This is a genomic window from Halogranum amylolyticum (assembly GCF_900110465.1).
Taxonomy (GTDB): Archaea; Halobacteriota; Halobacteria; order Halobacteriales; family Haloferacaceae; genus Halogranum; species Halogranum amylolyticum.
On the sequence record NZ_FODV01000002.1, the window covers coordinates 386,199 to 410,752 of the forward strand.

The following is a 24,554-nucleotide window of genomic DNA, read 5'->3' on the forward strand; positions in this document are numbered from 1 at the left end:
CGCAGAACCCTCTGCCGATGGAGGGAGACGTCGAGCGACTCGATACGCATCTGCAGTCGCTCAAGCGACGCGGTGCGAACGTTCTCGTGCTCACAGACCCCTCTGAGACGACCGTCTGCAGCCAGCTGCTCGGGTCGGAGTCGATGCTCCGCCGACGACTCCTCGTCAGGACGCACGGCGACGAACAGCTCGACCCGACCACCGACCCGACCCGGTTCGGACTGCTCGACGTCCCCGGCATCGAGACGCGGACGGCGCTCGCCGACACCGCCCTCGGTGGCGACCGGCCAGCCGACACCCGGGCTGTCGAACCGCAGACGCCGCACAGAACCACGTCGACCGTCGACGCACCCGACTGGTTCAGTCGACTGGAGCCACGACCGGAGCCGTCGTTGTCGACGCTCGCTCGACACCTTCACGACCACCTCACACGGTTCGAGGCGGCGGACCCCGACCCCGGCGAGATACGCGTCTGTTTCGACTCACTGGATCCGCTCGTCGACGACGTCGCTTACCCCCGGCTACACCGGTTTCTCCACGTCGTGACCGCCCGCGTCCGTACCGCCCGCGGCATCGGCCACTACCACCTCTCGGCGTCGGTCGGCCGGGAGATCGACGCCGACTTCGAACGACTGTTCGACGCGACGGTCGAGACGCGTCCGTCGGTGTCCGGTCCGCAACAGCGCTGGACGTTACACGAACCGGGAATACAGACCGACTGGTTACAGCTGGGCTGACCGGGAGCGCCGTCTCGAAACGGTCGCTCAGTCGGCGACTGCTTCGAGTTCGTCTCGTTCGGAGGCGGTCGGGTCCTGTATCCAGAGGTCGCCGAACAGTTCGTCCTGTTCGAGTCGGACCGCTCCGCGGTGGGCGAGAAACAGCAGCGCGAGAAACGTCTGAAACGCCCGCCCGCCGGCGTCGCGGATCTCGGCGAACAACACCTCGTCGCGGCCCTCGTCGTACTGCGTCGCCAGCGCCGCCTCGACGTCGTCGATGGTCGCCTCGATGTCCTCTTCGTGGGCGGTCCCCGTCACGTCTGCCTCGTCGGGTTCGCCCTCGCGGCGGAAGTCGTCGGCCGCGTGGTAGTCGAGCGTCTGCGTCCCTCGCCCGAACCCGCTCGGGGAGTCGGAGGTGTCGTACTCGCGGGACTCCTTCCACCACGACCCGCGTTCGGCCTCGCGGAGTTCGCGGACGAGTTCGTCCAGCGTCTCGGGCGACCCACGGGCACGCTTGCGCTCGAGTCGACGGTCCATCTCCTCTTCGAGCGCGTCGACCGGGTCGAACCCGCCCCCGTTCGTCGCGGGGCCGTCGTCGGCCGGGTCGCCGCCCTGCATCGCCATCTCCCACGGCTCCAACTCCGGTTCGTCCGGTTCGGGGTCGTCCGGCGAGAGCAGTTCGTCGCTCTTCATCCGCAGGAGGACGCTCGCGTAGAACAGCGCGCGACCGGAGGTTCGGAGGTCCGTCGCGTCCAGTCGCTCGAGGAAGGCGTCGGTGACGGCGACGATGTCGATGTCCCACGGCTCTATCTCGCCGTCCTCGGCCAGCTGGACCAGAAGTTCGACCGGTTCGACCTCGTCGTCGTCGGTGTCGACGTCGGCGTCGGTTGCGAGGTCGTCAGTGACGTCGCCGGGGAGGAGGCCGTTCGACCCGTTCGTCCGCTCGTCGCCGTTCTCGCGGGGGTCAGTCATCCGCGCTGACCTCCGCACCCTCGAGGTCGCCCAACTGGATACCCGTGACGGCGCTGACGTTGTCCTCCTGCATCGTCACGCCGATGGCGCGCTCGGACCGTTCGAGCAGTGCCGACCGGTGGGAGACGACGACGAACTGCGCGTCGCCCGCGAGGTCGTCGACCATCTGGCCGACGCGTTCGGCGTTGACCGCGTCGAGGAACGCGTCGACCTCGTCGAGCGCGTAGAACGGTGCCGGGTTGTGCCGCTGGATGGCGAAGATGAACGCCAGCGCCGTCAGCGACTTCTCGCCGCCGGACATGGCGTCGAGTCGCTGGACCGGTTTGTCGCCGGGTTGGGCCTTCATCGTCAACCCGTCCTCGAACGGGTCCTCGGGGTTCTCGAGGACGAGTTCGCCCGTCCCGGCCGAGAGTCGCTCGAAGATGTCCTGGAAGTGGTCGTTGATGGCGTCGAACGCCGTCATGAACGTCTGTTTCTTCTGGGACTCGTAGGACTCGATGCGCTCTCGGATGCCGTCCCGCTCCTCGACGAGCGTGTCGCGACCCTCCTGGAGCGTCTCGAGGTCGTCTTCGACCTCGTCGTACTCGTCGATGGCGAGCATGTTGACCGGTTCGAGCGCCTCCATCTGCTCGGTGAGCCGCTCGATGGTCGACTGCACCTCGTCGTGGTCGGGGACGTTCTCAGGGTCGTAGTCGCCGACCTCGGTCTCGAGTTCGTCGATCTCCCACTCCAGCCGTTCGACGGCGCTCTCGAGACTGGAGAGTCGCGACTCGACGGTGGAGACCTTCTCCTTCTGCGCGTCGCGTTCGTCTTTGGCCTCGCGCAGTTCCTCCTTCAGCTCGCTGCGCTCCGCTTTGAGTTCCGCGAGTTCGTCTTCGAGGTCGGAGACCGCCTCGCGTTTCTCCTCGAGGACGGCCTCCTGCTCCTCGATCGCCGCCTCGTACTCCTCGATGTCCTCCTCGGCGGCCGCCTTGCGGTTCTGGGCGGACTCGACCGTGTCGTGGAGGTCGTCGACGGCGTCCTCGGCGTACTGTTTCTCCAACTGGAGTTCGTTGAGTCGGCCGTCGAGGTCGTCCATCCGGTCTTCCAACTCGTCGACGTCGTCGCGGATCTCGTCGGCCTGCTGGGTGAGTTCCGGGATCTTCGAGTCCTTCAGCTCGGTCTCTAACTCCTCGACGTCGCTCTCGACGGCGGCGATGGTCTCGGCCTTCGCCGAGATCTGCTCGTCGAGCGACTGCATCTCGGCGTCGACGTCCTCGCGTTCGTCCTGTAGCTCCTCGAGGCGGTCTTCGAGCGACTCGATCTCCGCCTCCGCCTCCTCGACGTCCGACTCGACGCGGTCGATGTCGCTCTGGATCGAACGGACCTTCTCGGTGGCGTCGGCCTGTCGGTCGCGGACGTCGTCGATGCGTCCCTCGACGTCCTCTATCTCCGACTGCAGCGTCTGTCGACGATCTTCCAGATCCGAGATCTCCGTGGCGAGACGTTCGAGTTGGCCCTCGCCGGACTTCGAGAAGGAGTAGCGCGACCCGCCGCCGGAGCCGCCGGTCATCGCTCCGGAACGCTCGACGAGGTCGCCGTCGAGCGTCACCATCCGGTAGTCGCCCATCAGGTCGCGAGCGGTGTCCATATCCTCGACGACGAGCGTCGACCCGAGGACGTAAGAGAAGACGCTCGCGTACCGACCGTCGAAGTCGACGAGGTTGTACGCGAAGTCGACGACGCCCGGTCTGTTGGGTTTTCGCGGGAGACTCCGGTTGTCCATCTTCGTGATGGGGAGGAACGTCGCCCGACCCGCGTTGCGGCGCTTCAGGTAGTCGATACAGTTCGAGCCGACGCCGTCGTCGTCGACGACGACGTTCGCCAGTCGGCCGCCGGCGGCCGTCTCACAGGCGGTGGCGTACTCGCCTGGGACGCTTCCCAGTTGGCCGACCGCGCCGTGGACGCCGCTCATCTCGGCGTTGATGATCGTCGTCACCGCACGCGGCCAGGAGTTGCCGCCGTCGTTCGAACGCGACTCCAACTCGGCGTACTGGCTCTGCTTTCGCCGGATCTTCTCTTCGACGTCGGAGAGTTCGTCTTTGATCTCCTTGCGCTCGTCGCGGAGGTCGTTGACGACCCCCTGAACCTTCGATTTGTTCTTCTCGGCCTTGTCGAGTTCGCTGTGGAGCTCCGACAGTTTGGCCTTCAGTTCGGGGATTCGCTCGTGGGCGGCCTCGATCTCGTCGCGCGTCTCGCTGATCTCGTTGGAGCGACGACGCGCGTCGTCCAGCAGGCGGTCTTTCTCGCGCTGAAGGTCGTTCTTCTCGGTCTTCAGCTCCTCCAGCGTCTCTTTTCGGTCGGCGAGCTCGTCTTTGAGTTCGTCGAACTCGGTGTCGACGCTCTCGATCTCGGCTTGGACCTCGGCGAGTTCGACCTGCTTCGACTGGACGTCGCTCTTGACGGAGGCCTTCTCGACTTTGACGGAGCGGATCTCGTCTTCGTACTCCTCGACCTGCTCCTCCTTGCGGTCGATGCCGACGAACGCCTGTCGGCGCTCGCTCTCGGCCTCCTCGATGCGCTCCTCGGCCGTCTCTATCTTCCCCTCGAGACGGCTGATCTCGCCTTTGACCTCCTCGATCTCCGATTTGATGCGGAGCTGTTCGTCCTCGCCCTTCCGCTCGATCTCGCGGTTGAGCTCCTCCAGCTCGTCGTCGAGGCGGGTGACGCGACCCTGCTTCTCGTCGAGCACCGACTGCAGCTCGTCGAGCTCCGACTCCTTCGTCTCGAGTTTCGTCGTCGTCCGTTCGAGGTCGGCGCGTTTGTCTTCGAGTTCGGCGGCTTTGAGGTAGCCTTCGTACTCCTCTTTCTCCTCGCGGAGCGATTTGTACTCCAAGGCCGTCTCACGTTCGTCTCTCAGTTGGTCGAGCCGCTCTTCCTTCTCGGCGATGCGGAGGTCGGCCTCGCCGATGCGTTCCTCGACGGTCTCGAGTTCGCCGAAGGCGTCCTCTTTCTTCGCGTCGAACTCGGCGACGCCGGCGATCTCGTCGATGATGCCTCGCCGCTGGTAGGGCGTCATGTTGATGATCTCGGTGACGTCGCCCTGCATGACGACGTTGTACCCCTCGGGCGTGACGCCGGCCTGCGCCAGCAGGTCCTGGATGTCCGAGAGGTTGACCGAGCGTTCGTTCAGATAGTAGTACGAGTAGTAGTTGTCCTCGGTCTCCTTCACTCGGCGCTTGATGGTGATCTCGTCGACGTCGCCGACGTTGTCCGTGCCGGCGGCGTTGACTACCTGTGACCGCTCGAGGGTCCGGTCGCCGTTGTCGAGGACGACGGTGACGCTGGCCTCCTTCGTCCCGGGTGGCTCCTCGCCGTCGTCGTAGCCGGGGTTGTAGATGAGGTCGGTCAGTTTCTCTGCGCGAATCCCGCGGGTACGGGCGAGTCCGAGCGCGAAGAGGACCCCGTCGATGATGTTGGACTTCCCCGAACCGTTCGGTCCGGTGACCACCGTGAAGTCCTCGTAGAACGGGATTCGGGTCTTCCGCCCGAAGCTCTTGAAGTCGTCGAGGACGAGCTCTTTGATATGCATGGGTTGTCTTCACGTTCCGACGTGAACGGCTCGATGAACGTCGTTCATCGGCGCTCGCGAGGGGAGAAGTCGCGAGCTTACGCGACGATGATGTCGCTTCCGCTGGACTCTTCCTCGTCGTCTCCTTCCTTGGCGTCGTCGGCTTTATCCTCTTCGACCTCTCCGTCGTCGGCCGTCTGTTCGAGCTGCTCGCGTCGACTCGGCGCGACGTCGACGCCGACCTCCTCTTCAAGCTGCCGAACGCGTTCTTTCGTCTCGACGAGCTCTTCGGTCAGCCCGTTGACTGCTGCCTGTAGCTCCTTCACCGTCGATTCGAGTTCCTCCACCCGGTTGCTCATGGACCTACTGGCTGTCGCCGGCCGTATAAAGGTACGTCAGACGTTAAGTAGGGATGTATGATACTTCGTCACACGACCGGCCACGGAGCGGCCTCTGCGGTCCGTTCACCCCGGTAACAGGTAGTTGACGGCTGCGACGACGAGTCCCGCAAGCCCCATCCGCGCACCGGCGACGTACCACCGCTGCCGGGAGATCGTACTCAGGTACGCGCCGAACGTGAACAGGACGGCGACGCCGACTGCGACGCCGACGACGGTCGCCTGCAGCATCGTCAGCCCCCGTCCCTCGAAGAGGAACGGGAGAAGCGGCAAGAGAACGCCGAAGATTGGTCCGAGACCGCTCATCACGGCGTGTACCGACCGAGCGCTGGCCTTCCGCCGCTGGACGGCCGTGTCGTCGAGGTCGGTCAACATCGCTCGCTCCAGTCGGAGGATCGCCGCCTGCGTCTCGGCGCGTTCGATCTCCCAGACGCTCCAGACGCCAGACGTGGCGAGGCCGACGGCGGCCCCGAGGCCGACGGCGACGACGGTCGCCCCGTCGGGGACGCCCGAGAGCAGCGACCCGACGACGACGCCGATGCTCGTCAGCGTCCCGTCGAACCCGTTAGAGATGAAGTAGCGCCGCGAGATCGACCGGACCTCCTCGTCCTGCAGGAGCGACCGAAACTGGGAGACGAGGCGACGCATCGGCGCGTCAGTCCTGCGGTGTCGCGCTCTCTTCGACGACGACGTCCCCGCAGACGACCTGGTCGACGGAGTGGACCGTCGCGCCGATCTCCTCGATGGTGCCGAAGACGGCAGTCTCGTCGACGTCGTCGCCCGCGATGGTGAGCTTCAGGTTCTGGACCTCGCGGTCGGTCTCGACGAGCGCCGCGTTCACGCCCGAGACGCCGTCGCAGGCGGCCACGTGGCGAGTGAGCGTGACGATGTCGGGGTCGTGGGGTTTCAGGAGGTCGACGACGAGTCGCCTGACGGGTTCCATGGGGGGAACGTGGACAGACGGGAGCAAAAGGATACGGGACTGTTCTCCTGGGCGGACCGCAGTCCCGTTAGCCTTTAGCCATCGGCACGCAAACCCCGGACAATGACTGCTCAGGCGCTCGAACAGCGAGACCTCGCCTCCGTCATCGGGCTGGAAGTCCACGTCCAACTCGAGACGGCGACGAAGATCTTCTGCGGTTGTTCCACCGCGGCGGTGGCCGACGAAGAGCCCAACAGCCGGACCTGTCCCGTCTGTCTCGGCCTCCCCGGTGCGCTGCCCGTACTCAACGAAGGAGCCGTCGAGGCGGCCGTCAAGATCGGCAAGGCGCTCGACGCCGACATCCCCGAGGAGACGACGTTCCACCGGAAGAACTACTACTACCCCGACCTGCCGAAGAACTTCCAGATCACCCAGTACGACGCCCCTATCTGTCAGGACGGCCGACTGGCGGTCGACATCCGAGACGAGCGGCGCGTCATCGACGTCCGGCGCGCCCACCTCGAAGAGGACCCCGGCAGCCTCCAGCATAAGGGTGGCAGCATCGACACCGCCGACTACACGCTCGTCAACTACAACCGCGCGGGGACGCCGCTGATGGAGATCGTCACCGAACCCGACTTCCGGAGCCCCAAAGAGGTCCGGAACTTCCTCGCGAAACTCGAAGAGGTGCTCGAATATCTCGGCGTCTTCGACTCTACCCGTGACGGGTCGCTCCGTATCGACGCCAACATCTCGATGGTGCCGGCCGACGAGGTCGACGACAACGGCGACGTCGCCGTCGAGACGCTCGAATCGGCGAACCGGACCGAAGTCAAGAACATCTCCAGTCACAAAGGTGCGGAGAAGGCGCTGGCCTACGAGGTCACCCGCCAGAAGAACGCCATCCAGCGCGGTCGCGCCGTCGAACAGGAGACGCGCCACTGGGACGAGTCTCGTGGCATCACCGTCTCGATGCGCTCCAAGGAGGAGGAGAAGGACTACCGCTACTTCCGCGAGGCCGACCTGCCGCCGCTGCAAGTTTCAGACTGGAAAGAGCAGATCCCGATCCCGGAACTCCCCGACGCCCGCCGCGAGCGGTTCCGCGAGGAGTACGACCTCGATGAGGAGTCCGCCTCGAAGCTTACGTCGACGAAGGAGGTCGCGGACTTCTACGAGGACGTCGCCGAGTCGTTCGACCCCGATCTGGCGGCGACGTGGGTCGCCGACAACCTGCTCGGCGAACTCAACTACCGCGACATGGAGATCACCGACGTCACCGACCGACTCGACGAGTTCAAGCGCCTCGTCGAACTCGTCGACGCCGACGACATCACGACGAAGAACGCCGAGGAGGTCGTCCTCCGGCAGATGCTCGACGAGGGCGTCGACCCCGACACCGTCATCGACGAAGAAGGATTAGGAAAGGCCGACGACGACGAGATCGGCGGCTTCGTCGACGAGGCCATCGAGGAGAACCCCGACGCCATCGACGACTACCACGCCGGCGAGGGCGGCGCGCTCAACTTCCTCGTCGGACAGGTGATGCAGAAGTCCCGCGGCTCGGCCGATCCGGGGACGGTCAACGAACTGCTCCGCGAGCGACTGGACGAGTAACGCCCACTCGGCCGCCTGCTCAGACGACTACTGGTTCGTCTCTGACTCGTAGTGCGGCCACTGCTCGATGGCGACGAACTCCTCGCCGTCGCATCCTGAGCACACGTCGGGTGCTTCGTAGCTGTGACCAGTCTCTGTCTTCACGGGTGAGCCGGCATAGGCTGACTGACAGCTCGCACAGACGAACAGTTCGACGCGTTCGGGGATGTGAGACATGTGTTGACATACGTCGAGCGCGTGCTTCATTGTTGGCGTGTCGTCGCGAGCGGCCATTCACGAACGCGACACGTTTTTCGGGTCACTGTTCGACTCCAGTCACGTGTCTACGATGTCCGAGAACGAGTCTCCGCTCCCGCTGTTTCTCGCCTTCGCGTTCGTCCTCCTCCTCGCCGCCGTCGTCGCCTTCACACAGGGTGACACGGCGGTCTTCGAACACGTGTCGGGAACCGACCTCGTCGTCCTCGTGCTCTGTTTCCTCGCCGGCGTGCTCGTCGTCGTGACGTGGATGGTCCACGCGCTTCGACAGTGGTTCGAGGAGACGATGGACCGTCGTGTCGCCGCTCGGTTGGAGGACGAGGGGTCGTCTGTTCCCGAAGACGGCTAACGGGACCCGACACGAGCGAGCACGTCGACGTCCACCGTCCCGTCACTCGTCGTTCGGGTCGGGGTCGTAGCCCGGCCCGACGCAGACCGAGAGCGTCTTCGGCCGGTCGTGTAACACCAGTCGGTCGTGCCGACTCGGTTCGCCGTCGATACTGAAGTTGATGGGGTCGTCGTCGAGCGCGTCAAACGTGACCTGACTCGCCTGGAAGCGGTGGACGTGCTCCGTCTCTTGGCCAAACACGCGATGGGCGGCGGCCTCCGCGACCGCGCGACTCGGCGGCATCTGTTCGATGACGACCACCTCGAGCAGACCGTCTTCGACGTTCGCTTGTCCCCCCTCTCTCGCGAACCGACGGACGTTGCCGACGAGCGCACCCAGCACCTCCCCCTCCCACGTCCGTTCCTCGCCGTTCGAGACGGCCGTGAAGTCGATGTGGAGGCCGTCGAAGTCCGTCGCCTCCTGGACGCCGGTGATGGCGAACGCCAGCGACCCGAACCGCTCTTTCAACTCGCTGGACGTCGAGATGCTCGCCTCCGCGGTCAACCCGGCGACACAGGAGATGAGAAACGGGGTGTCGTCGGCGACGCCGAGATCGACTCGCCGCCGCTCACCCACGTCGAGTATGCCGAACGCCTGCTCGACGTCGGTGATTCCGACGTTCGTCGCGAACAGGTTCTCAGTGCCCGTCGGGACGACGCCGACCGTCACGTCGTCGAGACCGTCGGCGGCGACGAGGCCGCGGACGACCTCGTTGAGCGTCCCGTCGCCGCCGGCGACGCCGAGGACATCGACGTCGTGGTCGGCAGCCATCGCCGCGAGTTCGACCGCGTGTCCCTCCGCCTCCGTCTCCTCGACGCGGTAGCCTCGCTCGGCGGCGAGCGAACGGACGCGGTCGACGTGGTCGGCGGTCCCACTCGTCGGGTTGAGGACGAGCCAGCGGTCGTGCACGTACAGAGTGGCGTCCGCCGAGGTCATTGATGTACCGGCCGCCGCAGGGGACACGGGACGACACACACGGCGGGACGACATCTACGACACCTGTTGCACCCGCACACGTCCGTACGCATAATGCACGCTCGCTCGCGCACGTTGAGTCGACGCTGTCTTGCGGTTTTCTCGTCCGAGGCACGAAAGATTTAGGCCGTCGCTTCGCCTATCGCTGGCCAATGAGTCGAGGCCCCGAACTGATCATCACGGAGAAAGACAACGCCGCGAGGCGAATCGCGGCCATTCTCAGCGGCGACTCCGCCGAGGCCGAGCGGATGAACGGCGTCAACGTCTACAAGTGGGGTGGGAAGCGCTGTATCGGCCTGTCCGGCCACGTCGTCGGCGTCGACTTCCCGCCGGAGTACAACGACTGGCGGGACGTCGAACCGGTCGAGCTCATCGACGCCCCCATCGACAAACAGCCGACACAGGAGAGCATCGTCGCCGCGCTCCGACGACTCGCACGGAAGGCGGGGCGGGTCGTCATCGCGACCGACTACGACCGCGAGGGAGAGTTGATCGGGAAGGAGGCGTACGAACTCGTCCGTGAGGTCAACGAGGAGGTCCCCGTCGACCGCGTGCGTTTCTCGTCTATCACGAAACGCGAGGTGACCGAGGCGTTCGAAAACCGCGACGACCTCGACTTCGATCTGGCCGCTGCTGGCGAGGCGCGACAGGTCATCGACCTCGTGTGGGGGGCGGCGCTCACGCGCTTCCTCTCGCTGTCGGCGCGGCAGCTCGGCAACGACTTCATCTCGGTCGGCCGAGTACAGGGGCCGACGTTGAAGCTCATCGTCGACCGCGAACGCGAGATCGACGCGTTCGACCCCGAGGACTACTGGGAGCTGTTTGCGGGTCTGGAGAAGGATAGCGACGCGTTCGAGGCGCAGTACTTCTATCTCGACGAGGACGGCAACGAAGCCGAGCGCGTCTGGGACGAAGACGCCGCACAGGAGGCCTACGAGACGCTCCAGAGCGAGTCGACGGCGACGGTCACCTCCGTCAGGCGGCGGACGCGGACGGACGAACCGCCCGCGCCGTTCAACACGACGCAGTTCATCCGCGCCGCCGGTTCTATCGGCTACTCAGCCCAGCGGGCGATGAGCATCGCCGAAGACCTCTACACGGCCGGGTACGTCACCTACCCCCGAACGGACAACACGCACTACCCCGAGGATCTCGACCCGCGGGAACTGCTCGACGCGTTCACCGGGAGTCGGCAGTTCGGCGAGGACGCCGAGTCGCTGCTCGAACAGGAGGAGATCGAACCGACCGCGGGCGAGAAGGAGACCACCGACCACCCCCCGATCCACCCGACGGGCGAGCTCCCGTCCGCGTCGGATCTCTCGGAGGACGAACGCGAGGTGTACGAACTCGTCGTCCGGCGCTTCTTCGCGACGGTCGCCGAGGCCGCGAAGTGGGAGCATCTGCGCGTCGTCGCCGACGTCGCCGGCCTCTCGCTGAAGGCCAACGGGAAGCGCCTCATCGAGGAGGGCTACCACGCGGTCTACCCGTACTTCAACAACACCGAGAGCTTCGTGCCGGACGTCGAGGAGGGTGAGGAGCTCGCAGTCACCGACACCCGCATCGAGGCCAAGCAGACCCAGCCGCCGCGGCGCTACGGCCAGTCGCGACTCATCGAGACGATGGAACAGATGGGCATCGGGACGAAAGCGACGCGCCACGACGTCATCCAGAAGCTCTACGACCGCGGCTACATCGAGTCGGATCCGCCGAAGCCGACGCGGTTGGCGCGGGCGGTCGTCAAGGCCGGCGAGGACTTCGCTGACCTCATCGTCAGCGAGGAGATGACCGCCCAACTCGAGGAGGATATGCTCGCCATCGCCGACGGCGAGGCCGACTACGAGGACGTCACCGACGAGTCCCGCGAGATGCTCCAGCAGGTGTTCGAGGGGCTGATGGAGAACAGCGAGGAGCTGGGTTCACAGCTCAAGGAGTCGCTGAAGGCGGACAAGACGCTCGGGCCGTGTCCGGAGTGCGGCGAGGACCTCCTCGTTCGGAAGTCCCGACACGGCTCGTACTTCGTCGGCTGTGACGGCTACCCCGACTGCACCTACACGCTCCCGCTGCCGTCGACCGGCAAACCGCTCATCCTCGAGGATACCTGCGAGGAGCACGACCTCCACGAGGTGAAGATGCTCGCCGGCCGGAAGACGTTCACCCACGGTTGTCCGCAGTGTAAGGCCGACGAGGCCGACGAACAGGAGGACGAGGTGATCGGTGTCTGTCCCGAATGCGGCGAGGAGCACGGCGGCGAGCTCGCGATCAAACAGCTCCGCTCCGGCTCGCGGCTCGTGGGCTGTACGCGCTACCCCGACTGCGACTACTCGCTACCGCTGCCCCGGCGCGGGGAGATCGAAATCACCGACGAAGAGTGTGAGGAGCACGGGCTGCCACATCTGGTCGTCCACTCGGGCGACGAGCCGTGGGAACTCGGCTGTCCCATCTGCAACTACCGCGAGTATCAGGCCCGTCAGGCGGGCGGGTCGGAGCTGGAGTCGATCCAAGGAATCGGCGAGAAGACCGCCGAGAAACTGAAGGAGGCCGGTATCGAGGACGTCCCCGGGCTGAAGGAGTCGGACCCCGACGACGTCGCGGCGAAGGTGAGCGGCGTCGGCGCCGACACGGTGCGGAAGTGGCAGGCGAGTGCGGATTGAGAGCGTGAAGCTCTAGTCGGCGTTTTTTGTCGCGAGTCGTCGGACGTAGTGTTGATTGGTTTCGTCTGACACTTGGAGCACATCTTGAAAGCCCCTGCACGCTCGTGACTCCGCGAACCGCGCTGTGCGCCGCAGTCGCTTCACTCCTTGCGGTGCTTGCGGGTTCGGGCCGACGAGCGTACAGCCCCTTTCTATCCCACCCACAGCAACCGATTCGCTCACTCGCACTGCTCGTTCGCTCATCCCTTGCGAGAGCGAAGCTCTCGCCGCCCCTCACTCGCTCACGCTCGTGAAGACCTCGCAGGAGTATCACGCGCCGTGGCTGACGGTTGCATCTTGTGTGGCCCACTCTCCAAGAACACCGCGCACTCCACGGCTTCTCCGCCGACTGAGCGTCGCTACCGTACCACTCGCCGATTCGCACCCTTTTTCATCCCCTCACGGAGTATAGCCCCCAATGACTGCTCCCTGGACAGACTGGGACCACATCACCAAGATCGACCCGGACAAAGATCTCGTCGAGGGCGAGACGTTCGAAGACGTCTGTGCGACCGGCACCGACGCCCTCGAGATCGGCGGCACGCTCGACATGACCGAAGAGAAGATGGAACGCGTCGTCGACGCCTGTGCGAAGTACGACGTCCCCATCTATCAGGAGCCGTCGAACCCCGGCGTCGTCATCGACGACGACGCCCTCGACGGCTATCTCATCCCGACGGTGTTCAACGCGAAGGACTCCTTCTGGGTCACCGGCGCGCACAAGGAGTGGGTCCGCATCGAGGACGGCCTCGACTGGGACCGCACCCACACCGAGGCGTACATCGTGCTCAACCCCGACTCCTCCGTGGCGGAGTACACCGAGGCCGACTGCGACCAGAACGCCGACGACGTCGCCTCCTTCGCCCGCGTCGCCGAGAAGATGTTCGGCCAAGAGATCGTCTACGTCGAGTACTCCGGCACCTACGGCGACCCCGAGAAGGTCGGTGCCGCTCACGACGCGCTGGAGGAGTCGACGCTGTTCTACGGCGGCGGCATCCACGACTACGAGACAGCCTACGAGATGGGAGGCAACGCGGACGTCGTCGTCGTCGGCAACCTCCTGCACGACGAGGGCGTCGACGCGGTCCGAGAGACGGTCGAGGGCGTCACCGACGCTCACGCCGAACTGGCCGAACCCTGAGCGGCGGTCGGTCGTCCGTCACGTCTCCGACCCGCGAGTCGGGTTCCGAGCAGTGTCGCTTCTCGCTACGCGCCGTTCGGGTCCGAATCGGAGGCCTGTTCCTCCCCGGGCGACGTCGTGTCCTGTCCGAACCAGTAGAACGGGCAGGAGTACTCGTTGTGGACCAGTTCCTCTTCGACGATCTCGAGGCCGAGTTTCGAGAGGTCGCGTCCGATACGGCTGAGGTCGTCGCTGTCGCGGCCGACCGCGACGACGTGGAGGTTCTCCTCGCCGGTCATCAGTTCGCGGACGGAGACGACGCCGGGGACGTCCATCGCCTCGCGTGCGAGCTGTTCGCGCTTAGGAATCGGCGCGGTACAGAAGATGATCGTGAACAGCTGGTAGCCGACGAGCTCGTAGTCGATGTCGAGATGCGTCCCCTGGATGACGCCGTCGCTCTCGAGGCGGCCGATCCGGTTCCGAACCGTGCTCGGCGACACGCCGTAGTCCTCTGCGATCTCTGCGGCCGACGTACTCCGTGCGTTCTGCTGGAGGCGGTACACGATGTACCGGTCGAGTTCGTCCAACTCGCGGTTCGGCATACCCTGTCAGGTGGCCCGGTCGCTGAAAGCGTTTGTGTTCCCTAGAGCAGCTTTCGTTCGAGTCTGCGGCCGAGCCACCCCGGCGTCGTCTCCTCGCGGGGACGGACGAGCACCGAGGGGCAGTCGACGGCGACGGAGACGGAGTCGCTTCCCGTGACCAGGAGGTCGGTCTCGCCGGTCTCGAGATCGGAGGCTCCACTCTCCGGGAGGAGGAACCCGGTCCGGACGGGCGACGAACAGAGACTCGCGATCTCCTCGTGGTAGTCGTCAATAGCGTGTCGCTGGCCCTCGGAACCGAACTCGTCGACGACGTACTCGAAGCGGATCTCCGCGTCGTGTGCGGTCGCGATCGCGTCCGCGATCGCCACCTTCGCCGGGTCGTACGGCCCCTCGTCGGTGACGACCGAGACGACGTCGATCCGACCGAGACCGGCGTCGTCGACGTCGAGTTCGCCGTTCGTCGCCGGATCGCTGACGTCGACCGAGCCAGCGGGGTCGACGAGCACCGCGTCGCAGTCAGTGTGAGCGAGTACCCACTCGACGTCGGAGCCGAACAGCCGCTCCCGGAGTCCGTCGGGCTCGGTCTCCATGACCAGCACGTCGACACCGGTCGACTCGACGTGGTGGGCGAGCGCGTGTCGGGTGTCGTGGCTGACGACCTCGCTCACGCGGACGGGGACGTCGAAGTCGTCGGTCATCGCGTCGGTCCGTTCCTCGAACTCGACGTCTGCGGGCGACTGCGCCGTCGCGGCGTCGAGCGGTACCTGGTCTGCGACGTGGTCGAACCGAACCACGGAGACGCTCCCGTGCTGTGGACGTGCGAGGTCCGCTGCGACCTCGACGAGCGTCCGTTCGTTCGAGCGGTTCATCTCTTCGGGGACGGCGACCAGCACCTCGTAGCCGCCGGTCGCGGGCGTGACTGCCTCACGAGTGCGTTCGACGGCTTGACTGCCGAGTTCGCGCCGGATGGCGTCGACGGCGGCCCCCTCGCGGTCGACGCGACTCCGACCGTACGCGAGATACCACGCGATGCCGACGACGGTGATGACGACGGCACCGACGAGCGGGACCGTCCCCATCTGCGTGAGCAGGAGGAGGCCGCTGCCGACGCCGAACAGTTGGACCCACGGGTACAGCGGTGCGTGGAACTCGGGTTCGTACTCCATCGCGCCCCGACGGAACGCGACGAGCGCCACGTTGACCAGGATGAACACGAGGATCTGGAACGCGCTCGCCAACTTCGCGATGTCCGCGATGGGGACGAACGCGATGAGCAGGAGGAGCACCACACCGGTGACGGTGATGGAGGTACTGGGGGTGCCGAACCGGTCGCTGATCTCACCCAGCGACGGCGGCGCGAGGTTGTCGCGACTCATCGCGAAGGGGTACCGCGAGGAGGAGAGCACGCCCGCGTTGGCCGTGCTCACGAGTGCGAGCAGCGCGGCGACGACGACGGCGAGGACGCCGACCGTCCCGAGTGTGGCGTCGGCCGCGACCGCCATCGGTGCGCTGGAGTCGCTGAGCGACCCCGGTTCGGTGACGCCCAGCATCACGAACACGATGAGCACGTACAGCACCGTCGTGAAGGCGAGCGAGCCGAGGATGCCGAGCGGGATGTTCCTACCGGGGTCCTCGATCTCCTCGGCGACGCTGGCGATCTTCGTGACGCCCGCGTAGGAGACGAACACCAGCCCCGTCGCCTCGAGGATGCCGCCGGCACCGCTGTCGAAGAACCCGTCGTAGTACGCCATCTCGACGCTCGGGACGCCGCCGAGGGCGAACCACCCCAGCGCGACGAGCATCACGGCGACGATGGCGATCTGTAGCTGACCGGTCTGCTTCGCACCGAGGACGTTGACGACGACGAGCAGCGCCGCCAGCGCCAGCGCCAGCGGCGTCGTGATGCTCTGGGGGACGTCGAACAGGTACAGGAGATACGGGACGCCACCGACGAGCGCCAGCGCACCCTTGAACGACAGCGCGAACCACGTCCCCGCACCGGCGACCGTTCCCAGCAACGGCCCCATCCCACGTTCGATGAACAGATACGTGCCGCCGGATTCGGGCATGGCGGTCGCCATCTCGGACTTCGAGAGCGCCGCCGGCACCACCAACAGTCCGGCGATGAGATACGCGAGCACCACCGCCGGCCCGGCGATGTCGGCGGCGAGGGCAGGGAGGATGAAGATGCCGCTGCCGATCATCGCACCGATGCTGATCGCGAGCACCGATAACAGCCCCAGGTCGCGTTCGAGGCTCTTCGGCACTACGTCTCACCTCCCCGCTCTGGCGGATCTCCGAACGCCGGGGTGAGTGATGTGGTGACTGTCCTCCCGTCGTCGAGGGCTCTGTCGTGACTCATAACGAATCGTCTCTCTATTAGGTTTTATCTGCTGAATCAAGATAAAGTAGCCGTTCTAGTTGCGTAATTGTCCTCTCCATAACGAACGTTGATGAACGAGTCCGGAGAGCGCAACGCCGTCGAATCGACCGTTTTTAAGCCCCGTACGATGAAACGAGCACACATGCAGGACCGAACGTACACCGCAGACGCCGAACCCGGTGACCACGTCAAAGTCGCCGGTTGGGTCCACGAGATCCGCGACCTCGGCGGCATCGCCTTCTTGATCCTCCGAGACAAGTCGGGGAAGATCCAGGTCAAGTTCGAGAAAGACGAGATGGACGAGGAGCTCGTCGAGACGGGACTCGGCGTCCACCGAGAGAGCGTCGTCGTCGTCGAGGGCGACGTCGAGGAGGAGCCTCGCGCGCCGACGGGCGTCGAGGTCACGCCCGAGTCGGTCGAGGTGCTCGCCGACGCGGACCCCGAGCTCCCGCTCGATCCCTCCGGGAAAGTCGACGCCGAGCTCTCGACGCGGCTCGACAACCGGACGCTCGACCTCCGGAAGGACGAAGTGAAGGCGATCTTCGAGATCCGCGCGGAGGTGCTGCGCGCCGTCCGCGAGCAGTTCCGCGACTTCTACGCCACCGAGATCAACACGCCGAAGATCGTCGCCACGGGGACCGAAGGCGGCACCGAACTGTTCCCCATCACCTACTTCGGCAAGGAGGCGTTCATGAACCAGTCGCCGCAGCTGTTCAAGCAGCTGATGGTCGGCTCCGGCCTCGAGCGCGTCTTCGAGATCGGACCGATCTTCCGCGCCGAGGAGCACAACACGCCGCGACATCTCAACGAGGCGACCTCTATCGACTTCGAGTCGGCGTTCGCCGACCACACCGAGGCGATGGACGTCTGTGAGGCCGTCGTCAAGGCGGCCTACGAAGCAGTCGCCGAGAACTGCGAGGAAGAGCTGGAGGCGCTCGACCTGCAAGGCGAGTTCGAGGTTCCCGAGGGCGACTTCCCGCGTCTCAGCTACGAGGAGGCCATCGAGCGCATCAACGCGACGGGCGAACTCGACGAACAGCTCGTCTGGGGCGACGACCTCCCGACCGAGGGCGAGAAGGCGCTCGGCGACGACGTCGGCAGCCACTACTTCATCACCGACTGGCCCAGCGAGATCAAGCCGTTCTACATCAAGGACCACGACGACGACGAGCAGCTGTCGACGGGGTTCGACATGATGCACCCGACGATGGAGCTCGTCTCGGGCGGCCAGCGTGAGCACCGCTACGAACAGCTCGTCGAAGGCTTCGAACAGCAGGGGCTCGACCCCGAGTCGTTCGACTACTACACGAAGATGTTCAAGTACGGGATGCCCCCGCACGCCGGCTTCGGCCTCGGCGGCGAGCGACTCATCATGACGATGCTCGGCCTCGGCAACATCCGCGAGGCCGTGTTGTTCCCACGCGACAGGCAGCGACTGAGCCCGTAGGGCGAAGGAGTCGCCTGAGCGTGGAAACAGGGAGCAAATCTCCGATTTGCGACCACGTTCCCGCGAGACCGTCAGCGCCTGTCGCCGTATAGCGACAGACCGACAAACGGTCGCACCACCGCGGTGCGTTTATGTTTCTCACGTCCGACACTACGACTATGCATCGAGGACCGTCTTCCCTCCGTGCCGACGGCGGAGCGGACGACGAGACGCCGCTGCAGGAGCTCGTCGCCGGCGTCGTCGTCGCCCTCGTCTTCCTCGTCGGCTTCGGCCTGTTGGCGGTCGGCTATCCGTGGTTCTGGGTCGCCTTCCCCGTCGGGTTCGCCGGCGTCCTCCCCGCGGCGCTCGCGCTCACGAAACTGTACGAGCGAAGCCAGAGGACGAACGACGCCGACGACGTCGGCGTCCCCGACGAGCGTGCCGACGCGTTGGCGACGCTCCGCGCCCGGTACGCCCGCGGCGAACTCGACGAGGCGGAGTTCGAACGGCGACTAGAGCGACTGCTCGAGACCGAGAGCGTCGCCGACGCGAGCGAACACGTCGCTCGTGAGCGCGAGCGAGAGCGAGTCTGAGAGCGCCGACGGCGACGGCCCGTCGGCCCGCTGTCTCGACGGCCACGTCGCTTTTTCCGTGTTGGCCCTTACGTCGCGTATGGCCGAGTTCAACGATCACGTGCTCGCGGAGGCGGGAGACCGCGGAGAGAAACTACTCGTCGACGATCTCGTCCTCCTCATCGAACGCCACGACGGCGGCACCGGCCCCGGCGTCGCCGTCGATCGGGTCGAGGCGTACGCCGAGAAACTGGCCGCACAGGACGCCCCCGTGAAGCCGGAGAAGGTCGGGCCTGCCATCGAGGAGCGCCGGATTGACAGTTACCGCTGGGCGGCCGACGCGACCACGAGCGGCACCTGGTTCGGTTCCGGCACGCTCTACGACGTCGGCGACGGTCGCGTGAGCGTCCTCCCGGCGTACTGGCACGACGAACTCGCCGGGGAGACCGATCTGACGCGCTATCTCGAACTGATCGCCGCCGACCTCGACGATAGCCGTGAGTTCGACAGCGGCGGCCCCGACACCGGCGTCCCCGAGACGCTGCTGGTGAACGCGGCGAGCGTCCTGAGCGACCTCCGGTGGCGCGAGGCACGGGCGCGACTAGCCGACCTCCGCGAGGAGGGGGTCGTCGCCGAATCGGCCGACCAACACCCCAACGCCCGCGTCCACCTCGACGACGAGTAACCCTCTACGGCGCGACAGCAGCCGACCGAGGGGTCTCGGCGGCCTACGAACGCTGCCCTCCGGTCGGGCGGAGATAACAACCGTTAATCGGTCCCCTGTACTCCTTGTCGACGATGACCGACGAAGCCACGGCGTTCGTCCCCGGCCACGTCACCGGCTTCTTCAGCGCCCATCCGGCCGACGAACCGGTGAAGGCGGGTTCCCGTGGCGCGGGCGTGACGCTCTCGCACGGCGTCGAGGTGACTGCCCGGCCGAGCGACGAATCGACCGTACTGGAACTCGACGGCGACGCCGTCTCGATGCCGCCCGTCGAGCGCGTCCTCGACGCACTCGGCGTCGACGCCGCCGTCCGCGCCGAGACGTCGCTCCCGATCGGAGCGGGGTTCGGCGTCTCGGGCGCGATGGCGCTCGGGACGGCGCTGACCGCCAACGTCGTCTTCGACTGCGGCCGCTCGGAGAACGAGCTCGTGGCGCTCGCACACGTCGCGGAGGTGCAGTCGGGGACGGGGCTCGGCGACGTCGTCGCACAGGCCCGCGGGGGCGTCCCCATCCGGCTCGACCCCGGCGCACCCGGCTACGGTCGACTGGACGGCGTTCCCGCCAGACCCGACGTCGAGTACGTCACTTTCGGCGAACTACCGACCGAAGCGGTGCTGTCGGGCGACACCGACCGACTGTCGGCCGCCGGGGAGGACGCGCTCGCCCGACTCGTCCGCGAACCGACCCTCGCGCAGTTCATGTACGCCTCCCGGCGGTTCGCCCGCGAGGCCGGTCTCCTGACCGACGAAGTGACCGAGGCGATCCGCGCGGTCAGCGACGCCGGCGGCGAGGCGTCGATGGCGATGCTCGGCCGGACCGTGTTCGCGCTCGGGTCGGGGCTCACCGACGCGGGCTACGACGCCGTCTCCTGTCGGACCCACCCGGCGGGTGCGACGCTCCAATGACGACCGGAAGCGAGGGTTCCTGCGGCTTTTTGAGTCTCGGCGTCTCACTCGGGGTATGAGCGACATCGACGTCCCCGAAGACCACCCGCGATACGAGTCGTTGCTCACTCGACACCGTATCGAGGACGGCGTGGAGAAGGGTATCACCAGTCGACAGGGACTCATCGCACAGGGGCGCGGCGAGGCGTTCGACTACCTGCTTGGCGAGCGAACGATCCCGAGCGCCGACGCCGCCGAACGGGCGGCCGCCGCCCAACTGCTGCTCGCCGACCACGCGGTGCTCTCGGTGAACGGCAACGTTGCCGCGCTCGTCCCCGGCGAACTGGTCGAACTGGCCGAGGAGACCGGCGCGGAGCTCGAGGTGAACCTCTTCAACCGGACCGACGAACGGATGCAGGCCATCGTCGACCACCTGCGCGAGCACGGTGCCGACGAGGTGAAGGGACTCGCCGCCGACGGCCGCATCCCGAACCTCTCGCACGAACGCGCGAAGGTCGACAGCGACGGCATCGGCGACGCCGACGTCGTCCTCGTCCCGCTGGAGGACGGCGACCGCGCGGAGGCGCTGGCGGCGATGGGGAAAGTCGAGATCGTCGTCGACCTCAACCCGATGTCGCGGTCGGCGCAGTCCGCCGACGTCCCCATCGTCGACAACATCGTCCGCGCCGTGCCGAACGTGACCCGTCACGCCCGCGAACTCGCCGACGCGTCCCGCGAGGAACTGCAGGGCATCGTCGACGAGTTCGACCGCGAGGCGGCGCTCGCGGCCGCCGAGCGGGCGATTCGCGAGGGCGTCGGACGAGACGAGTGATCGAGCGAGTCTCAGTCGAAGCCGGAGACCAGGGTCGCGATCCACTGTGCCGGATCGCGTCGGTCTCTGACCTCGACCGCCTCGACCCACTTGACCCACTGGAACCCCCGTCGACCGGGGGCGACCAGTCGCAGCGGCGCGCCGTGGCCGTGGCTCAGTCGCTCGCCCGCGACGTGGGTCGCGAGCAGGGCGTCGCGGGCCTCCGCGAGCGGGAGACTCCACCGATAGCCCGTCACCGACCGGAACCGTACCCACCGCCCCGTCTCGTCGACACCGGCTTCGGCCAGCAGGTCGCCGACGCGGACGCCCCGCCAGTTCTGGACGGTGTACCAGCCGCTCGTACAGTCCAACAGCGCCCGGCGTTCGCTCCCGCCGTCGAGTTTCTCGACCCCTAGTTCGAGCGGGTCGGCGACGAGGCCGTCGACGCGGAGTCGCCACGCCTCGCGGTCGACCGGGTCGGGGTCGTCGGCGACCCAGCTGGTGACCGGGAACGCCGAGCCCTCGACCGGTTTCGACCCGGTGAACCGTCGCGTCGCGCCCGCCGTCTCGAACGCCCGGTTGACGGCCTGTTGACCGCGCCAGAGCAGCGCACCGCCGACGAGCAGACCGGTGTAACGGAGCACGTCGCGGCGGCCGTCGACGTCGGACCGCCGCGGGCGGCGAAAGCCGGGGAGCGCCCGACGCGTCCAGAGATGCGCGAGGAGCAACGGGACGACGAGCAGTCCGAACAGGATGTGGACGTTCAGCGCCCCCCAGAACAGTAGTCGGAAGTCGCCGCCGAACACCCAGAACAGTCCCGTCGCCAGCGCGCCGACGGTGACGACGGTGAGTCCGACCGACAGCCACGTTGCTCTCGTTCGGAGCCGACGGTCGGTGAGTCGATCGCGGACGCGCCAGAGTTTGACCCCGACCACGGCGACGAGCGCCACGCCGGCGACGCCGTGCGCCCAGAAGACGACCGCACCCGACGGGTCGCCGACCGTGAGACTCAGCAGTCCCGACCCGACCAGGAAGCCGGCGAGGACGAGCAGGGTCCAGTCGACGAGGCGGGCCGACGGCGTCGCTCCGGCGAGCCACCGTCGCAGTCGGTTCGTCACAGTCGAACTAGTGGCTCGACGCCTATCACTGCATCGCGAAGAAAGGGAAGTTCGGAGGCTGCAGTTCGGTTACTGCTCGTCGTCTTCGTCTTCGTCGCCTTCGTCGCCTACGTCGCTTTCATCGCCTTCGATGACGTTGGTCGTCGCTTCGTTGTCCTCGTCGGCGTCGGTCTCGGTCTCCGTGTCCGCTTCGTCCGTCTCCGCGTCGGCGTCGAGACCCGCCTCGTGTCCCCCGGTATCGGTCTCGCCGCTGTCGTCGATATCAGCTTCGTGTCCACCGGCGTCGGTCTCCTCGTCGACGTCGTCCGTCACGTCCTCGAAGGTCGACTGAGTCGTGTCGGACTGACTGCGACGGCGGTACTTCATCGCGGCGTACGCGCCGGCGGCGGCGGCGCCGACGAGTGCCAAGCGGGGGAGCGTGACCAGTCCGGACCCCGAGTCGGCGTCCTCCTCGTCGTCCGCCGAGTCGGGGGCGACGTCGGTGTCGGCCGACTCGCCCTCGACCGCCTCGACGTCGACGGCCGTCGACCGGTCGGCGTCCGCCGTGGCGTCGGCGTCGGTCTCGGTCTCGGAGGAACTCCGACGGCGGTCGATCAGGGTGGCCCCGCCGACGATAGCCGCCGAGAGCAGTTCGCGCTTGAGTTCTGCGTCGGTCATCTCGCCGAGCGCCTCGACGGCGCTCGCGACGTCCATCTCCTCATTCAACACTGCCGTCGCGATGTTGCTGTCGTCTGTTGTGTTCATCGGTAGACTACGCCAACCTTCGAGTGTCTCCCTTCCAAACGTTTCGGCCGTCTGCCGTCCGGCCGACTCGTTATACCGTCTCCCACCGTACTCTCCCCCATGACAAGTACTGACACACCAGGCCCGGGTGGCGTCGACGACACCGCGCTCGCCGAGTTACGGGCGCACGAGGCGTGGCACGGGCCGAATCTGATCCGCGGGATCGAACGCCACCATCCGGAGACGCATCCGGGCATCCCGCTGGCGCTGTTCGACGCCTACGCCGAACGGCTGGGGTACGACGTCGACCGGTCGCACGCCGACGTCGAGGCGAAACTCGTCGACGACACCGAATGGCAGTCCGACGCCGTCTACTACCGTGTCGGCGACCACGTCAGCGCCTACCCGGCGAGTTGGCACGACCAGTACGAGGAGGGCGGACTCCGAGGGCTGGTCGGAGAGATGCGGCGGCAACTCGGTCACGACGTCAGCCGCGACGAACTCCTGCGAGCGCTGGGGTCGATCGCGGGCGTCGACCGGCGGACGGCCGACGCGATGCTGACGGACGCACGCCGGAGAGAACGAGTCGTCGTCCGACCGCGGACGAACCCCGAGGCGTTCGTCTACCCCGCGAAACTCACCGAGTGAGCGCCCGAACTACGCGCCAGACTACTCGAACAGCGCCTCCGGCGGCCCGCCCGGCAGTCGGTCGCGGTCGTGTTCGGCGCTGAAGTCGATCTCCGGGCCGACCGGCACCAACCGCTTGGGGTTGACGTCGCCGTGGCTCCGGTAGTAGTGTTCGACGATGTGCTCTACGTTGACGGTCTGGGCGATGCCGGGGAGCTGGTAGAGCTCCTTCGTGTAGTTCCAGAGGTTCGGATACTCGTGGATGGCTCGTCGGTTACACTTGAAGTGAGTGTGGTAGACGTGGTCGAATCTGACGAGCGTCGCGAACATCGCGAGGTCGGCCTCCGTGAGCACGTCGCCGGCGAGATAGCGCTGCTCCGAGAGGAGGTCCTCGTAGTGGTCCAGCGCATCGAAGAGGTCCGTCACCGCGCGGTCGTAGGCGTCTTGTGACCCGGCGAACCCCGCCCGGTAGACACCGTTGTTGATCGAGTCGTAGATGTCGTCGATCAGTCGGTCGACTTCGTCGCGGTGGCCCTCCGGATACAGGTCGACGTCGTGTTCTGCGAGGCCGTCGAACTCGGTGTCGAGCATCCGCATGATCTCCTCGGACTCGTTGTTGACGATGGTCTCGCGTTCTTTGTCCCAGAGCACTGGTACTGTGACGCGACCGGTGAACTCGTCGTCGGCCTTCGCGTAGACGTCGCGGAGGTACTCCGTTCCGTAGAGGGGGTCGGGGTACTGCTCGGAGAACTCCCAGCCGTCGTCGATGCGGACGGGTTCGACGAGCGACAGCGAGACGGCGTGCTCGAGCCCCTTCAGCGCCCGCATCATCGCCGTCCGGTGGGCCCACGGGCACGCGCGACAGATGTAGAGGTGATAGCGACCGGCCTCGGCGGGGAACCCGTCCTCGCCGATCCAGTTCCGAAACGAGGTCTCCTGTCGGTCGAACTCCCCGTCCTCGTCGGTGGTCTCGTAGGTGTCGGCGCGCCATTCGCCGTCGACGAGCATGTTCATGCGCTCCCCTCCCAGTAGACGAATCGGTCGTTCACGGCGGAGATAGCGGCCGCCGCTCGAAAAGGGTTCG

The 24,554-nt window shown here is 66.5% G+C and carries 23 protein-coding genes; 11 read left to right on the forward strand and 12 right to left on the reverse strand.

Translation table 11 applies throughout. From position 1 onward, the window contains the following. Positions 1-17: 17 nt before the first annotated feature. On the forward strand, positions 18-737 hold the full coding sequence (locus BSG17_RS05165; protein ID WP_089821692.1) for a DUF7504 family protein: 720 nt from the start codon (positions 18-20) through the stop codon (positions 735-737). Between the two features lie 27 nt (positions 738-764). Here the strand turns inward: BSG17_RS05165 and BSG17_RS05170 are convergent, their stop codons facing one another. The 5 genes from BSG17_RS05170 to BSG17_RS05190 form a co-directional block, all read right to left on the reverse strand. Beyond that, positions 765-1,688, reverse strand: a complete 924-nt coding sequence (locus BSG17_RS05170) for a segregation and condensation protein A (protein ID WP_089821693.1) — start codon at positions 1,686-1,688, stop codon at positions 765-767. Then, positions 1,681-5,259 (reverse strand): chromosome segregation protein SMC, encoded by a 3,579-nt coding sequence (gene smc, locus BSG17_RS05175; protein ID WP_089821695.1) that lies wholly within the window; start codon positions 5,257-5,259, stop codon positions 1,681-1,683. Before smc ends, BSG17_RS05170 begins: the two co-directional genes overlap by 8 nt. Positions 5,260-5,336: 77 nt before the next feature. Further along, a complete protein-coding gene (locus BSG17_RS05180) occupies positions 5,337-5,597 on the reverse strand; it encodes a DUF7518 family protein (protein ID WP_089821697.1) in 261 nt (86 codons plus the stop codon). A 105-nt stretch (positions 5,598-5,702) separates the two neighbouring features. Further along, on the reverse strand, positions 5,703-6,284 hold the full coding sequence (locus BSG17_RS05185) for a VIT1/CCC1 transporter family protein (RefSeq protein WP_089821698.1): 582 nt from the start codon (positions 6,282-6,284) through the stop codon (positions 5,703-5,705). Positions 6,285-6,291: 7 nt separating this feature from the next. Continuing rightward, positions 6,292-6,579: a DUF211 domain-containing protein gene (locus BSG17_RS05190; RefSeq protein WP_089821700.1), complete on the reverse strand. Its 288-nt coding sequence runs from the start codon at positions 6,577-6,579 to the stop codon at positions 6,292-6,294. Positions 6,580-6,681: 102 nt separating this feature from the next. Here BSG17_RS05190 and gatB point away from each other — a divergent pair, with 102 nt between their 5' ends. Next, positions 6,682-8,172 carry an Asp-tRNA(Asn)/Glu-tRNA(Gln) amidotransferase subunit GatB gene (gene gatB / locus BSG17_RS05195; protein ID WP_089821702.1) on the forward strand — a complete coding sequence of 497 codons (1,491 nt, stop codon included), beginning with the start codon at positions 6,682-6,684 and terminating at the stop codon, positions 8,170-8,172. A gap of 27 nt (positions 8,173-8,199) precedes the next feature. Here the strand turns inward: gatB and BSG17_RS05200 are convergent, their stop codons facing one another. Further along, positions 8,200-8,388 carry a hypothetical protein gene (locus BSG17_RS05200; protein WP_089822015.1) on the reverse strand — a complete coding sequence of 63 codons (189 nt, stop codon included), beginning with the start codon at positions 8,386-8,388 and terminating at the stop codon, positions 8,200-8,202. 103 nt (positions 8,389-8,491) lie between these two features. Between BSG17_RS05200 and BSG17_RS05205 the strand changes: the two genes are divergently transcribed. Continuing rightward, positions 8,492-8,776 carry a hypothetical protein gene (locus BSG17_RS05205; protein ID WP_139246551.1) on the forward strand — a complete coding sequence of 95 codons (285 nt, stop codon included), beginning with the start codon at positions 8,492-8,494 and terminating at the stop codon, positions 8,774-8,776. Between the two features lie 42 nt (positions 8,777-8,818). Here BSG17_RS05205 and BSG17_RS05210 read toward each other — a convergent pair whose 3' ends face one another. Further along, positions 8,819-9,724, reverse strand: coding sequence for a diacylglycerol/lipid kinase family protein (locus BSG17_RS05210; protein ID WP_244531484.1), 906 nt, complete (start codon positions 9,722-9,724; stop codon positions 8,819-8,821). 218 nt (positions 9,725-9,942) lie between these two features. On the opposite strand from BSG17_RS05210, the gene BSG17_RS05215 reads away from it, so the two are divergent. After that, on the forward strand, positions 9,943-12,441 hold the full coding sequence (locus BSG17_RS05215) for a DNA topoisomerase I (RefSeq protein WP_089821707.1): 2,499 nt from the start codon (positions 9,943-9,945) through the stop codon (positions 12,439-12,441). Between the two features lie 457 nt (positions 12,442-12,898). Next, the gene (locus tag BSG17_RS05220) at positions 12,899-13,621 is read left to right on the forward strand and encodes a phosphoglycerol geranylgeranyltransferase (RefSeq protein WP_089821709.1); all 723 of its coding nucleotides are present in this window, start codon (positions 12,899-12,901) and stop codon (positions 13,619-13,621) included. Between the two features lie 65 nt (positions 13,622-13,686). Here BSG17_RS05220 and BSG17_RS05225 read toward each other — a convergent pair whose 3' ends face one another. Further along, entirely contained in the window at positions 13,687-14,202 is a 516-nt protein-coding gene (locus BSG17_RS05225) for an Lrp/AsnC family transcriptional regulator (protein WP_089821710.1), read from the reverse strand. A gap of 41 nt (positions 14,203-14,243) precedes the next feature. After that, a complete protein-coding gene (locus BSG17_RS05230) occupies positions 14,244-16,469 on the reverse strand; it encodes an amino acid permease (protein ID WP_089821712.1) in 2,226 nt (741 codons plus the stop codon). Between the two features lie 258 nt (positions 16,470-16,727). On the opposite strand from BSG17_RS05230, the gene aspS reads away from it, so the two are divergent. The 5 genes from aspS (at position 16,728) to BSG17_RS05255 (ending at position 21,023) form a co-directional block, all read left to right on the forward strand. Next, positions 16,728-18,032 (forward strand): aspartate--tRNA(Asn) ligase, encoded by a 1,305-nt coding sequence (aspS, locus tag BSG17_RS05235; protein WP_089821714.1) that lies wholly within the window; start codon positions 16,728-16,730, stop codon positions 18,030-18,032. 158 nt (positions 18,033-18,190) lie between these two features. Further along, on the forward strand, positions 18,191-18,604 hold the full coding sequence (locus tag BSG17_RS05240; RefSeq protein WP_089821716.1) for an SHOCT domain-containing protein: 414 nt from the start codon (positions 18,191-18,193) through the stop codon (positions 18,602-18,604). 79 nt (positions 18,605-18,683) lie between these two features. Next, positions 18,684-19,268: a hypothetical protein gene (locus BSG17_RS05245; protein ID WP_139246552.1), complete on the forward strand. Its 585-nt coding sequence runs from the start codon at positions 18,684-18,686 to the stop codon at positions 19,266-19,268. A gap of 113 nt (positions 19,269-19,381) precedes the next feature. After that, positions 19,382-20,212, forward strand: a complete 831-nt coding sequence (locus BSG17_RS05250; protein ID WP_089821720.1) for a pantoate kinase — start codon at positions 19,382-19,384, stop codon at positions 20,210-20,212. A 55-nt stretch (positions 20,213-20,267) separates the two neighbouring features. Then, positions 20,268-21,023, forward strand: a complete 756-nt coding sequence (locus tag BSG17_RS05255) for a 4-phosphopantoate--beta-alanine ligase (RefSeq protein ID WP_089821721.1) — start codon at positions 20,268-20,270, stop codon at positions 21,021-21,023. An 11-nt stretch (positions 21,024-21,034) separates the two neighbouring features. On the opposite strand, the gene BSG17_RS05260 is transcribed toward BSG17_RS05255, so the two are convergent. Then, positions 21,035-22,120, reverse strand: coding sequence for a molybdopterin-dependent oxidoreductase (locus tag BSG17_RS05260; RefSeq protein ID WP_089821723.1), 1,086 nt, complete (start codon positions 22,118-22,120; stop codon positions 21,035-21,037). Between the two features lie 69 nt (positions 22,121-22,189). Next, a complete protein-coding gene (locus tag BSG17_RS26775) occupies positions 22,190-22,864 on the reverse strand; it encodes a hypothetical protein (RefSeq protein WP_089821725.1) in 675 nt (224 codons plus the stop codon). A gap of 99 nt (positions 22,865-22,963) precedes the next feature. On the opposite strand from BSG17_RS26775, the gene BSG17_RS05270 reads away from it, so the two are divergent. Next, the gene (locus BSG17_RS05270; RefSeq protein WP_089821727.1) at positions 22,964-23,491 is read left to right on the forward strand and encodes a hypothetical protein; all 528 of its coding nucleotides are present in this window, start codon (positions 22,964-22,966) and stop codon (positions 23,489-23,491) included. Between the two features lie 21 nt (positions 23,492-23,512). On the opposite strand, the gene BSG17_RS05275 is transcribed toward BSG17_RS05270, so the two are convergent. After that, positions 23,513-24,484, reverse strand: a complete 972-nt coding sequence (locus BSG17_RS05275; RefSeq protein WP_089821729.1) for a glutathione S-transferase family protein — start codon at positions 24,482-24,484, stop codon at positions 23,513-23,515. Between the last annotated feature and the right edge of the window lie 70 nt (positions 24,485-24,554).